This window comes from Metabacillus sp. KJ11-3 (assembly GCF_055808295.1).
Genome location: NZ_JBVVRS010000002.1, coordinates 151,443 through 164,589 on the forward strand (window position 1 = coordinate 151,443; position 13,147 = coordinate 164,589).

The 13,147-nt window shown below is 33.6% G+C and carries 12 protein-coding genes; 11 read left to right on the plus strand and 1 reads right to left on the minus strand.

The window, feature by feature from the left end:
- The first annotated feature begins 319 nt into the window (after positions 1-319).
- The 9 genes from AC0L8O_RS26250 (at position 320) to AC0L8O_RS26290 (ending at position 10,455) form a co-directional block, all read left to right on the plus strand.
- Entirely contained in the window at positions 320-883 is a 564-nt protein-coding gene (locus AC0L8O_RS26250) for a restriction endonuclease (RefSeq protein ID WP_473449533.1), read from the plus strand.
- 576 nt (positions 884-1,459) lie between these two features.
- A complete protein-coding gene (locus AC0L8O_RS26255) occupies positions 1,460-1,627 on the plus strand; it encodes a hypothetical protein (protein WP_473449536.1) in 168 nt (55 codons plus the stop codon).
- Positions 1,627-2,601, plus strand: coding sequence for a DNA polymerase III subunit delta (holA, locus tag AC0L8O_RS26260; protein ID WP_473449538.1), 975 nt, complete (start codon positions 1,627-1,629; stop codon positions 2,599-2,601). Before AC0L8O_RS26255 ends, holA begins: the two co-directional genes overlap by 1 nt.
- Before the next feature lie 37 nt (positions 2,602-2,638).
- Positions 2,639-2,887, plus strand: coding sequence for a hypothetical protein (locus tag AC0L8O_RS26265; RefSeq protein ID WP_473449540.1), 249 nt, complete (start codon positions 2,639-2,641; stop codon positions 2,885-2,887).
- 91 nt (positions 2,888-2,978) lie between these two features.
- Positions 2,979-4,688 carry a phosphoadenosine phosphosulfate reductase domain-containing protein gene (locus AC0L8O_RS26270; protein WP_473449542.1) on the plus strand — a complete coding sequence of 570 codons (1,710 nt, stop codon included), beginning with the start codon at positions 2,979-2,981 and terminating at the stop codon, positions 4,686-4,688.
- A gap of 55 nt (positions 4,689-4,743) precedes the next feature.
- Positions 4,744-5,181, plus strand: a complete 438-nt coding sequence (locus AC0L8O_RS26275; protein ID WP_473449545.1) for a hypothetical protein — start codon at positions 4,744-4,746, stop codon at positions 5,179-5,181.
- 97 nt (positions 5,182-5,278) lie between these two features.
- Positions 5,279-7,363 carry an ATP-dependent helicase gene (locus tag AC0L8O_RS26280; RefSeq protein ID WP_473449547.1) on the plus strand — a complete coding sequence of 695 codons (2,085 nt, stop codon included), beginning with the start codon at positions 5,279-5,281 and terminating at the stop codon, positions 7,361-7,363.
- A gap of 109 nt (positions 7,364-7,472) precedes the next feature.
- Positions 7,473-9,578, plus strand: coding sequence for a type IA DNA topoisomerase (locus AC0L8O_RS26285; protein WP_473449549.1), 2,106 nt, complete (start codon positions 7,473-7,475; stop codon positions 9,576-9,578).
- Between the two features lie 151 nt (positions 9,579-9,729).
- Entirely contained in the window at positions 9,730-10,455 is a 726-nt protein-coding gene (locus AC0L8O_RS26290) for a hypothetical protein (RefSeq protein ID WP_473449551.1), read from the plus strand.
- Positions 10,456-10,680: 225 nt separating this feature from the next.
- Here the strand turns inward: AC0L8O_RS26290 and AC0L8O_RS26295 are convergent, their stop codons facing one another.
- Positions 10,681-11,916, minus strand: a complete 1,236-nt coding sequence (locus tag AC0L8O_RS26295; RefSeq protein ID WP_473446154.1) for an IS110 family RNA-guided transposase — start codon at positions 11,914-11,916, stop codon at positions 10,681-10,683.
- A gap of 482 nt (positions 11,917-12,398) precedes the next feature.
- On the opposite strand from AC0L8O_RS26295, the gene AC0L8O_RS26300 reads away from it, so the two are divergent.
- Positions 12,399-12,614 carry a hypothetical protein gene (locus tag AC0L8O_RS26300; protein WP_473449554.1) on the plus strand — a complete coding sequence of 72 codons (216 nt, stop codon included), beginning with the start codon at positions 12,399-12,401 and terminating at the stop codon, positions 12,612-12,614.
- Positions 12,615-12,732: 118 nt separating this feature from the next.
- Positions 12,733-13,077, plus strand: coding sequence for a hypothetical protein (locus AC0L8O_RS26305; protein WP_473449556.1), 345 nt, complete (start codon positions 12,733-12,735; stop codon positions 13,075-13,077).
- Positions 13,078-13,147 lie beyond the last annotated feature (70 nt).

Below are 13,147 nucleotides of genomic sequence, written 5' to 3' on the forward strand. Positions count from 1 at the left end.
ATTGAAAAAGAGAGTGGCAAAGTTCAGTTTTTTTAAAAAAAGTTATTATTTAAAATTTTATAACCAAACCGATAAATTATAATGAGGACAATCTAATAGTTAGCTGTGATTGTTTAAAACCATTTGCCAACTGAATAATTTACACTTTTTATGAATAACTAAAGTGAGTGGTTTACATAAATAATTGAGGGAAGATAACGTTCTTAGACTTTTAGACAAGTCCAGATAAATCGTTTTATGAAAACACATAAATAGTATTAAATAACTATGACGTTATAAGCAATTCGATTTTTAACAAAATGAAAGGTGGATGGAAAAAGTGGCAAGAAGAAGAAAGAAAAAACAAGCAGACAGTCTAACAGAATTGTTAGCATGGTTAGTAATATTACCAGCAATATACACTTGGTTGGAAACAACCTCCTTTTTCTTAGCCTTTATCGTTTTTATAATACCATTTGTCATTATCATCTTGATTCTACGAATTAGAAAAAATAGAAGAGAACAACGATTAATGCAGTCAGGTATATATGATATAGACAAGATGAAAGGTGTACAATTTGAGCAATATCTTTCTGTATTATTTAAATCATTAGGATATGAATCTACAGTCACAAAAGCATCAGGAGATTATGGAGCAGATTTAATATTAATAAAGAATAATAAAAAGATAGTTATTCAAGCCAAAAGATATAGTAAAAATATTGGCATTAGAGCAGTTCAAGAAATAAGAGCAGCGAAAGATCATTATCAAGCAAATGAGGCATGGGTAGTTTCAAACCAAGCATATACGAGGTCTGCTATTGAATTATCTAAGACTAGCAATGTGAAATTAATAGGAAGAGAACAACTCATTGAAATGATATTGCAAAAAAAGGAAAAATAAACGGCAATTAATTTTATGTAGAAAAAACACTAGATGTAGAGAATACGGAATTACATAAAATGTAATTCCTCTCAATTGTTTAGTGTTCTTTTTAGTTACATAATTAATTATCTTTAACTTTCTAAACCCAAAATAAAATCTTTTCTATAGATGGAAATAGGCTCCTAGTATAAAGAAGCTTAGTCCTTTCATGCTAGTTGTTACCCTAAATTACTGTTGGTTTAAATATCTATTTTATTCTTAATAAACAGGTCTAAAGACTGTAAATTCAACGCTATTTATATATTAATTCACGACCTCAAACTAGATTAATTCTAGTATCTTTAATAGAGAAAGATGATTAAATACGTGAAATCTTAATTTTCTCTTGTGATGTTAAGAGGATGCTATATAATAGATGTATACTTTAATTTATTATTCATCCTCACTCATGCGAGAGAGGAAAACTAAGAATTAACACACTTTTTCCAAGTGATTAAGACTGCCTTTTTGGTAGTTAATGGTTTTAATCAGTTGGAAGAGGTGTGCTTTTTTTTATGCCTTTTTTCAAAAAACTTTTTTAAGGAGTGAATGTTTATGAACATTCGTATGCCATTCTTTCTTGCTCTTTGGGCTTCAGAAGGAATCAAAATGATTACTTACACGATTGTTGGTAATTGGGCACTCACAGCCATAAGCGGTCTATACATGCTTTTATGGGCTTGGGTACTTCAAACCTTACATCGTATGGAGGAGAGAGCGTAATGAAACTAGTTCATGTTTTATTTGGACCAGAAACCTATCTCATACACCAAAAGAAAGAGGAAATCATAAAAAATACTCTTTCAGAAGATGAAATCGACTTAAACGTAAGTGTACACGATGCAAGAGAAAGTTCTATCCAAGAAGCTATTGATGATTGTCAAATGGTTTCTTTCTTGGGTGGAAAACGTGTAGTTGTTGTAAAAGACTGTTATTTTCTTACTACTGAAAAAGCAAAGGAAAAGATTGATCATGACTTAGATCGTTTGGCTTCTTATATAGAAAGTCCAAATGATGATACAGTCCTTATCCTTATGGTTCCATATGAGAAAATGGACAACCGTAAAAAAGTAGTAAAAACCATGAAAAAACATTCCTCTATGTATGAAGGCAAGCAGTTAAAAGGGGGACAACTCTTTGATTGGATTTGCCGATCTGCTGACGGTGAAGGAATTGTTATTAGCAATGATGCAGCCAACATGCTGATCACCTATATTGGGTCCAATCTAACCCAACTTGAACAAGAGTTGAAAAAGATGGCCCTTTATATTGGGAAGGGAAATGAGCTGCTGAAAGAACAGGTTGAAATCTTGGTTTCTAAAACGATAGAACAAGACATTTTCAAACTAATTAATAGTGTTATGAGTAAAGATCTAAAGCAAACATTTGAGATCCTTGAAGATATGTTTAGACAGGGAGAAGACTCTATTAAAATCATAAATTTGATTGCCCGCCAGTTCCGTATCATTTTTCAGATTAAACAATTGCAAAATCAAGGGTTAAATGAGGGTCAAATAGCAAGTAGGACTAAGCAACACCCCTACACTATTAAAATGTCCATGCATTTGATAGGTAATTATGAATCTAAACAACTATTAGAAATGTTAGCTATCTTATCTGACTTAGATTACAAAATGAAGACCGGTCAGTTACCAAAAGATATCGCTTTAGAGTCTTTTATAACGAAGATCGCTTAATTATTAAACTAACAAACTTTTTTAAGGAGTGTTTTACATGAAAAACAATACAGGTGTATTTAACAAAAAAGGAATTATTGATAATGGTGGCTATTTCAGAAAATCTTTAAATCAAAAGTTACATGATGAAATGGCTAGAAAGGAAGCTCTTGAAGCGGCTCAACAAAGACTTGCTGCTAAAAAACAACAAAAAGAAAATGCCCGATGGAGCTTACTCGTGACTACTTTCATTGGTGCTATTTTTATTGGTGCCATATTATTTGGTGGCTGGATTGATGGAATGTAATTTCTAAATTCTAATAATATATTAGCGTTATTAAGCAACCCTACAAATCTTGTAGAGGTTGCTTTTTTTACTTTTTTAAGGAGGGATATGTATGAAACAGACATACGATGAAGTTTTAATGGATTGGATGTTTGATACTGAATCAAAACTAAAGCAATTTGAAGGTATTAAAGAACAAATGAAAGAAGTCTACTTGGCTGATGACAAAGAAATCATTTTGGGCGTTAGCTTCGGAAAGGATTCGTCACTTAACTTAGTTCTAATGATGAACATGTTAAGAGAATTAAAGCCTGAGCAAAGAACGAAAAAGGTTTATGTCATTTCTGCAGATACAATGGTTGAAACAGGGGTTATGAGTTCATATGTAAATAAGAATTTAGCAGCTGTTCAAAAGTATGGGAAAGAATTAGGGATTATTACAAAGATGGTTAAACCAAATATGAAGGAACGGTTCTTTTTCAACACAATTGGTAAGGGATTACCGGCTCCTAATGGTAAGAGCAGATTTAGGTGGTGTACGGGGAAAATGAAATTGGATCCTATGTCCCGTGCTATTCAAGAGATAATGGATTCTCGAAAATTCTCACTCGAACATAGTGATTATGATGTCACACTCATTATTGGTACTCGATTAGACGAGTCAACCGCAAGAGCTCAGAGTATTAAAAAGTTTGAAGTTAGTGAGTTCTTTTCAAGACATCATAGCTTTGAAAAAGTTCGTGTATATTCTCCAGTAAAGTATATCACAACGTTTGATCTCTGGATATATCTAGAAAATTTTGAAAAGGTATTTCCATGGGGAGAAGTAGTTTCTAACCTTAAGAGACTATATGAAAATGGCAAGGAATGTCCCATTGTTCGATCTGCTAGTGATAAATCATGTGGTGGAAATCGAAATGGGTGCTGGACCTGTTTAATGGGCGGTAGAAAGGATGCCATGCTTGAAACTCTTTCTTCTCAAGGTTATAAAGATGCAGATTATCTAGCGGAATATAAATCGTTTTTATACGACGTTTCCTTTGATATTCGCTACCGAGAGCCATTAAGAAGAAAAGATTATAAGGCTCACCTTAATGCTTATCAAGAGCAGCAAGCATATGTGCCAATCAGTCTCTTTGAAGAATTAGATGAGCAAAATCACTATTATACCTCTTATAAGAGGGCATATAAAGGTGATGACAAAGGTGAGTATCGACCTGGTGGGTTTACTTTTTCGGTCCGTAAAATCCTTATGGAAAAGCTTCTCTACACTCAGAAGATGGTTGGGTACACACTCATTGAAGAAGATGAAATTCATGAAATCTTAGATGCTTGGAATGAAGATGGATATTTTATAGAACGACAGGATTTAAAGCCAATCAATCATCAATATGATGGTGCTTTGGTGTTTAATCCTGATTGGACTATCAATCGAAAAGAAACGGAAAATAAAAATCCGGTATTTTACGTTGAACATAAGTTTAAATATGGGTCCGATGAATTGATCTCTTATATTAAAGAGCGACAACTTTTTATGAAAGAACAGATCTTTTGTTATTTCGACCATGACGATTATGAAAATGATGGCTTGGTGTGGAACAAAGCTGTTTTTGTTGTATGCAAGGAAGGTATTCAGTCACAAGAACAAGCTAACGAATACGTCTCATACTGGCTGTATATAGAGGGAGAAGAAGTAATTGGAGTAGATGGACGACCATACAACAAAATGGTTGGTAGGGCTAAAGACGCTGCTCTACAGCATCTCTTATTACAAACAATTGATGAAATTATGATTTCTAAGAAAAAAGCAGAAGCAGTCTAATAAGCAATTTTTCGAATTAAATCTAAAACTAAAACATTATTAGGAGGAAATTAAAATGGCAAAAATCGGTTCTGGTGAAGGATTTTTATATGGACATGTGGATGGTGAAAGGTTTGCTATTCATAATACTGCAGATCAAATTTCAGCTTTTATTATGAAGTACAGGTTTCAAAGAGTAATGATTACTGATATTTTTGATGTCGCTGAAATTGAGGCGATGGGGTTTATTAATTACTGTTCGGATCAGGAATTTTTACGTGAGAAACTACTACCAACTATAGTACCTATGCAACAAGGCCAATCAGAAATTATCGAATTCAAGCCTTATGTAGTTTATTATAGTGACGAAGAATTAAAGGCAGAACTAATCGATATGGGCTATGACTTAACAGATGAAGATGGTAATTATTCTTCATCCACTTTGTCAGAACTAGCGGTTTATGAACGCTTCCAATGGGATGATTCTCTTAATAAATGGAAGAAAGAAATGTAAAGAGGAATGGCCATAAAACATTTAGTTTTATGGCTTTTTCCATATACTACATAAAATTATTTATACTATAGATAAGAAGAATTCGGAGGAGAAAGTGATGTTTATTAAAGAAAGACAAGGGTTTAAATTTCCCTTTCAATCTAATAAAAACGAAATACCATTAGCAAATATCGCATCAAATCAATCTACAGTGGATTTAGTTAGTGATCAAGAGAAAGACGGTTATTTCTTTCGCGCATTGGAAAAGGAGAAAATTTTTTTAAATGAGAATCAGCTAGAAGCGGTTCGCTCAATGGAAGGCGCTTATTTAGTAATAGCTGGGGCAGGTAGTGGAAAAACTCGGGTACTAACAAGCCGAACCGCATACTTACTTACATTTGGTGAGAATGTGATGCCAGAGCAGATTATGTTAGTTACCTTCACCCGAAAAGCAGCCACCGAAATGTTAGAAAGAATGCAACGATTACCTGGTATCTCACATTCTATTGCAAACAGAATTGTTTCAGGGACCTTTCATTCCATTTTTCTAAAACTACTCAGATCAAGAGGGTACAACCATAAGATTTTAGCAAGCGAAAAGTATAAAGAGATTATGGTTAAAAACATACTAAGAGATCAGGGGTTAAAAGATTCATATGAACCTGAAACTATCCTTAGTGCAATCTCACATTATAAATCTCTTATGCTTCAGCCAAATCAAGTTGACGCGAAAACTCCAGTAGAGAAAGAAATTAAAGAGGTTTATATGGAGTTTGAAGAGAGGAAAGAAAAAGGCTCCTTCATGGACTTTGATGACATTCTTCTTCATGCATATTACCTACTGAAGAATGATGATGTGCTTAGAGAACAACTAAGAAATAGATTTAGATATATTTTGATTGATGAATACCAAGATTGTAACCTTATACAACACGAGTTAATCAAACTCTTGGCTAACTCTAGTAATAACTTATTTGCAGTTGGAGACCCGCAACAATCAATCTATGGATTCAGAAATTCATCAATTGATTATATCTTGAATTTGCACGAACAGTATGAAAGTCTAAAAATATTAAACTTAGATACTAATTACCGCTCTAACAACAGCATCGTGGGGTTAGGAAATGCTCTAATTAAGCATAATAAAAAACGCTTAGGTAATCCACTACGTTCAGTTAAGAACAATGAAATTACTCCATTATATATGCGACCAGATGATTCAGATGATGAAGCTAAAATGATCGTTGATAATATAGTGGCAGAAGTTAAGTCAGGTAATAGAAACTATAAAGAGTTTGCTGTTTTATATCGTACTCATAGCTTAAGTCGAGCAATCTGGGATCAACTAGTATGGCGAAAGATTCCATTTGTTACTCATGGAAACAATAGCTTATTCTATGAGAATTCATTAGTAAAACCGATACTAGATCATCTTCGATTATCTTTAGATTCAAATGATCTTGATGCTATATCTGGAATTGCTCCATCACTATTCCTTAATAGAGAAAAAGTAATTGATCATATTCAGAGCAGCAAATTATTCAATAGTGATAACAATAAGAGTTTTTTAGCCATATTAATGACTCTGAAGGACTTAAAAAGCTATCATCGAGGACAGATTTTAAATAGAATAGAATACATTCGCGGTCTTAGAAATAAATCACCTTTAGAAGCAATAAGATTGATAAGAAAAGGACCTATTAAGTATGATGAATATCTTGATATGGATGACAGGAAAACTTTTTCACTAGCGAAAGAGGTAATAGATGAAACACTTGATGAATTAGAAGCATCTGCCTCAAAATTCACAACCATTGAAGAATATATAGGATTTATTAAAAATCTGATTCAAAAACATAAAGAAATGGAAGAAATACGAAAAGATCAAAATGCTGATGCTGTTCAATTATTAACATTGCATTCATCAAAAGGACTAGAATTCAAATGTGTTTTTCTAATTGGCTTCATCGAGGGTGTACTTCCTCATAAATCTGCTGAAGGTGCTGATAAACAATCAGATCGCATTCCATCAGATAAAAATATAGTGGAAGAAGCTATTGATGAAGAAAGAAGGTTAGGATACGTAGGAATTACACGTGCAGAAGAAGAACTTTATATTTCATCACCAAAGAAGTATAGAGGAAAAGATGCAGAAATTTCACGATTTTTAAAAGAAGCTTTCTTGAACACAACAAAGAAATAAGATACTATTAAAGAAACGTATAACTAATAGGCATATTGGGAAGCACCCTCTAATTATTTGGAGGGGGCTTCTCTTTTTTTGTAAAATTCTTACTCGTAAAGGAGCTTATATGAGTTACACACTATTTATTGCTGAAAAACCCGATCTTGCTAGATCTATTGCTCAGGCACTTTCACCTAACCATACAGAAAAAAAAGGCTATATTATTGGTCAAAACGGCAAACACATATATACCTGGGCTTACGGACATCTACTTGAACTCGCGCCACCAGAAGCTTATGATCCTGCTTTAGCAGAATGGCGTCTAGAAACATTACCAATCATTCCTCAAAATTTTAAATTAGCTCCAATTAAGGGGTCAGGGAAGAGTAGCCAATTAAAAATAATTAAAGAATTAAGCCAAAAGGCAACATCACTAGTTAACGCAGGCGATAGCGGCCGTGAGGGACAGGTCATTATCAGTTTAATCACTTCTTATTTAAAGATTAATCATATGCCTACAAAACGCTTATGGACATCTTCCTTAACGCCTGAAGCTATTCAAAAAGCCTATCAGAATATGAAGGATGATAAGCATTATAAAAACCTGCTTTTTGCTGGTTTGGTAAGACAACGAGCTGATTGGATTGTAGGACTTAATTCAACACGCGGATTCACGGTCAAAATTGGAGAAAAATTAACTTTAGGGAGAGTTCAAACCCCGTCACTTGCTATGATATATGATAGATGCCAGGAATATGAGAATTTCCAAAAAACGAAATACTACCCGATAAAAGCAACCTTCCAACATGGAAAAGAGGTTTATACAGGTTATTGGGATGGAGATAAAATATTAGATCAAACAAAAGCTAACTCAATAGCTCAGAGAGTAAATAACCAGCAAGGACTGATTAAAGAGTTTCAAAAGAAAAATGAAAAAAAGTACTCTCCGCTTTTATATAATTTATCCTTATTACAAAAGGAGGCTAATCAGAAATACCCTCTAACAGCAAAAGAGGTATTAGACATTGCACAATCTTTATATGAAAAACATAAATGTATCACGTACCCTAGAACATCAAGTAACTATGTAACAGAGGAAGAGGTACCTCTCATGCATGAATCTCTGAAGAGCTTTGAGAATTCACCATATTGCGCGTTTGTAAAACAAGCAGATTCATCACTAGTTTCTGTGAATAATAAGAGGATTTGCCAACCGGGAAAGGTAACTGATCATCACGCAATCCTTCCAACTAATAAAATACCTGCTAACCTAAACAAAAATGAACAACTTATATATGATTTAGTTGTAAAACGTTTCCTGGCTCAATTTTATCCAGCAGCTGAGTTTGAGAAATACGTTATCTTAACCGAGGTCGTTGAGGAGATTTTTAAGACTAACGTTTCTCTTTTACTGTCCCCAGGATGGAAAGTACTCTATATGGATGATAAAGAAAAAGATAATGATGATGATGAAGCTATCGATAAACCCATTAATCTAAACCAACAGCAACCAGTAATTTGTACTGATTCTTTGGTGCAAGAAAAAGAAACAGCTCCGCAGCCTCTATATACAGATGGTACGTTGATTGATGCTATGACCAAAGCAGGCAAGAAAATAGAAGATGCTGAATTAAAACAAGCACTTGGTAGTAATGGAATTGGAACTGAAGCAACCAGGGCTCAAATAATTTCAAAATTGGAGTCAACTGAATATATTACTAGAAAAGGCAAGTCTATACTTATCACAGACAAAGGGAAGTTTCTTATTGAAACAGTAAGAAAAACAAAAATAAAGTCTTTAACATCTGTTGAATATACCGCTGAGTGGGAAAAAAGATTAGCTATGATAGAAAATGGAATTTTTTCCTCTACAGAATTTCTAGAAAAAGTAAAACAATATACTGTATCGATTATTAAAGAAGTCTCATCCTTAGAAATTAACTACGAGAAAAAGATAGAGAGTATAGGAGAATGTCCAGCTTGTAAATCCGGACAAATTATTAATGGGAAAGTAGCATATGGGTGTTCTAGGTGGAAAGAAGGATGTTCGTTTAAAATATGGAAAAAGCAGTTTAATAAAACTTTGAGTGAAAAACAACCCATCATGCTTATTACAAAAGGGGAGACATCAGTTCTGCAGTTTACAAGCAAAGAAAAGGGAACTAAGTACAAAGCAAGGTTAGTCTTTAATGATAATTTTGAAATCAAACTTCAATTTGCTAATACTAAATAATACTATTCTATTAATCAAATGATGAAAACGAATTTTCTCTATAAACTCTGTATCGCATACTTTGAAGAATTTTACATATATACTACACACAAATTACAATTAAGTAGAGAAGAACATTAGACTTAAATACTACATAAAGGATGACCGAGACATGGAAGAAACTAAAGTTGTATTTAATGAAGATAATAAAGCAATTTTATTAAAATCGTTAGAAGATATGCATTTCGCTAATGGACAGTTGTACGAATGGGTAAGAAAAGATTCTCTAACGAAAGATATGTCTAAAACACTTCCATCATTGATTGAAAGCTACTTTAGTGAAGCAGCTAAAGTACTAAATTACGGATCACATTTAATAGAGGAAAAAGAAAAGCGTCATGAAGCATTAAGAAATGCAAATATAAAAATACGTGAGCTTGAAGCGAAATTAGGTTCAAGCAAACCGGTTGATGGTTTAAAGGAACAATTACAACACTTGAAAGATAAGGTTAATGAGTGGTGGGATGATGAAGGGTTTAACCATGTAAGTGACGAGGTTTTTACTCCATACGGTGGATTAAGAGCAAGATATAGTTTCATGTTAGGTCATAGAAGAACATTTGGCAAAACTCCAGCTACAGACAAAAGAAATAATGAGCAACATATTCAACATTTAAGAGATAAGGGTTTTGTGTTTGATGATACATCAGAGGACAGGTATGAAAAACTACATCTTATTGACCTCCCAAAGAATCGTAAACTATTAAGGGAAATGCTGCAGGAACGTTTTCCATCACTTGAAATCCACAGCTTCAAGAACAGAGCATGTAGGCATAATGAAGATACATATATAATTTGGAATTTAGATGCAACGATTCATGATTTAAATGATATTTGATGATAAAAAGTACGCTTAAAGTGTTCATTGAAACTCCGAATTAAGGAAAAGTGAATGATAGTGGAGATAAGAGAAGCTAAAGAAGTAGTAAACCAGCTAATAGTTTGTCAATATTTTTCATTAAAAACTTAAAATACATCATGCTATACTAAAAATAAGCATGCCAAATAACCTTCCGTTTGTTTAGAATTGGAAGGTTTTGTGTTATTTAGTTAGATTTAGGTTCTAAGCTATATCTTGGAAAGTAGTTCTGTTTTTTAAAAGTGCAAATATCCAATGTAAGAGTTTATTTACACAGGCAATAACAGCTACTTTAAAAGGCTTTCCTTCATCACGTTTCTTATCGTAAAATTCTCGCATTCTTTTATTGCGGGGTATGATTTCATCCGTCGTTTTCTTCTTACGACAATCTCGAATGGCACAACGAACAGCCATATACAAGGCGTGTCTTAATCTACTAGATCCTCTTTTAGTAATTCGGTTTTTGGTGGCAGAAAACTTGCCAGATTCAAAGACACTAGGATCAACTCCAGCGAATGCTACAAGCTTTTTAGGGTCATTAAATCGATCTATCTCCCCAATTTCAGAAATAATCGTTGCAGCGATCTTTTCTCCAATACCAGGGATAGATTTGATGATATTGTATTCTTCAATATCTTTAGCCAGGGCATCTATCTCTGATTCTAACTTTGCTAGATGCTCTTTGTATTGAAGAATCATCTTAATATACATACCAAGGCTTAAAATATGACTCTGATAGACTGTCTTTTCAAAAGGATTACGTGTAGCCGCAGCTTTAAGTTGAATCGCTTTTTCCTTTGCCCACATGCTTGAACGACTCTTACAAAGACCATTTATCTTGTCTGTAATTATTTCTTCGCTTGCACTTAAAATATCTTCAGAAGAGGGGAACTCTGAAAGAGTTAAAAGTGACACCATCGAATATAAATCTCCAAAAACCCCTTTATATTCAGGAAACACTTGTTCAAGCACTGCCTGAAATTGAAGCTTTGTTTGAACCATCACTCCAGTTATATTTTCATGTTGCCTAGTAAGGTTGCGAAGGTTTAATAACTGAACTCCACGCTTTTTATAAGGCTCTAATTCCTCCTTATAAAACAACTCACAGAGAAGATAAGCATCAATGGCATCTGTCTTTACTTTTCTTAAACTTGATCCTCTAGCCTTATAGGAAATCAATGGATTGATGATAATCAATAAATAACCTCGTTCTTCCAAGTAATGAACGACTGGTGTTTGATAATGCCCCGTAGCTTCTAAAATTATTGAAGGCTTCTTGCCAGACTCTTTTTTCACATCCTCAAGAAACAACACAAGTGAACTAAGACCCTCAACAGTGTGTGAAACTTTAAAACTCTTACGATAAGGTTTGCCTTTATCTAAAAATGCTTGAACTTGACTTTCTCCTTTTGAAATATCCAGACCAACGACTGGATTCATTCTTAATCTCCTCCTAATCTAGTAATTTGCCAGTAACCCCTAATCCTCCATGTAGTGTCACAGCTTCGCTTGTTATACGAGATCTACGTCCCAACCAGCCTCAATCATGTTTCTACAAGTAGGGGGCGAACGGTTTACTTGACGGGATCAAAGCCCCACGGGCAGTTACGTTCTACCCTGGCTACTGATATAATAAAACCAAATAAAAAATGGTCAACCAGAAATATTTAGCATTCTGATTAACCTTATAATACGAAGAGGCGGTTTAGCTTGGGCTAATTGGACTGAAGAACAGCAAAAAGGCTATGAAAATTGCGTATAGGTCAATGACAATTGAGTAAATAATTACCTAGTTAAATCAGTTCTCATGCCTTTTTATGTGTTAGTATATACGCTAATTCTGCATTAAGAATTCACTGTTTACTCTAAACACCAATATCGTTTGGGCAAACATCAGGTTCAAATAGGGGAGGATTAAGAATATGATTATTCAAAATAAGCTAATTGATTATAAGATGGTGTATTATAAAACAGATAATAAAACTGGGGATACGGCTAATATTATCTTTAACCAATGTGAAAAAGAAGTAAAGAAATTCAAACAATCTTTAGGTAATACTGATGATTTTATTGTTGTTTATGATTACAGTAAAGCACCTTCTGGTATAAAAATAAAGTTGTATGCATACGAAAAGTAGACATTTGAAGATTATAATTACTTTAAATTGATGAAGTACTTACTTGGCCATTTTTTGCTTCCGTTGAAAACCCATGAGAAAATAAAACAACAATGAAATAAGAGGTGAATTGAAAATAATGAACATTGATAAATATCCACGTGCTAAGGAATTATTGAATGAAGTGAACCTAATAGATAAAGTTAACCAGATTAAATGGCTACAATTTAGCAAAGAAGAAGCAGCTGTCAGTCTGGCTAAAGCTTATATTGTTGCTCTTGCCGGTGCTTCCTCAAATCCATTTTTAAAAGAAAAATCTAGAAAGTTAACGGATCAACTATATTTCTCTATTGGATACAAACTACACGGTTTTGCTAAAGATGAAGGAAACGCACAACTGGGATATGAAACGGAGGATATTATTAAACTATATAAACACATTTCCTTTGGAGGAATTAAATATACTCAACAATCCCTTAAATAGCTTTTATTAAAAGGCTATTTTTTTGCGCGCTACCGCAAATATTCTTTTGCAGTAACTACGAGAATTAATT

Excerpts from the sequence above, each read along its gene's own strand:
- AC0L8O_RS26255 (WP_473449536.1), top strand. The coding sequence starts at position 1,460 with ATGAACATTCGTATGCCATTCTTTCTTGCTCTTTGGGCTTCAGAAGGA.
- holA (WP_473449538.1), top strand. The coding sequence starts at position 1,627 with ATGAAACTAGTTCATGTTTTATTTGGACCAGAAACCTATCTCATACAC.
- AC0L8O_RS26265 (WP_473449540.1), top strand. The coding sequence starts at position 2,639 with ATGAAAAACAATACAGGTGTATTTAACAAAAAAGGAATTATTGATAAT.
- AC0L8O_RS26270 (WP_473449542.1), top strand. The coding sequence starts at position 2,979 with ATGAAACAGACATACGATGAAGTTTTAATGGATTGGATGTTTGATACT.
- AC0L8O_RS26275 (WP_473449545.1), top strand. The coding sequence starts at position 4,744 with ATGGCAAAAATCGGTTCTGGTGAAGGATTTTTATATGGACATGTGGAT.
- AC0L8O_RS26280 (WP_473449547.1), top strand. The coding sequence starts at position 5,279 with ATGTTTATTAAAGAAAGACAAGGGTTTAAATTTCCCTTTCAATCTAAT.
- AC0L8O_RS26285 (WP_473449549.1), top strand. The coding sequence starts at position 7,473 with ATGAGTTACACACTATTTATTGCTGAAAAACCCGATCTTGCTAGATCT.
- AC0L8O_RS26290 (WP_473449551.1), top strand. The coding sequence starts at position 9,730 with ATGGAAGAAACTAAAGTTGTATTTAATGAAGATAATAAAGCAATTTTA.
- AC0L8O_RS26295 (WP_473446154.1), bottom strand. The coding sequence starts at position 11,916 with ATGAATCCAGTCGTTGGTCTGGATATTTCAAAAGGAGAAAGTCAAGTT.
- AC0L8O_RS26300 (WP_473449554.1), top strand. The coding sequence starts at position 12,399 with ATGATTATTCAAAATAAGCTAATTGATTATAAGATGGTGTATTATAAA.
- AC0L8O_RS26305 (WP_473449556.1), top strand. The coding sequence starts at position 12,733 with ATGAACATTGATAAATATCCACGTGCTAAGGAATTATTGAATGAAGTG.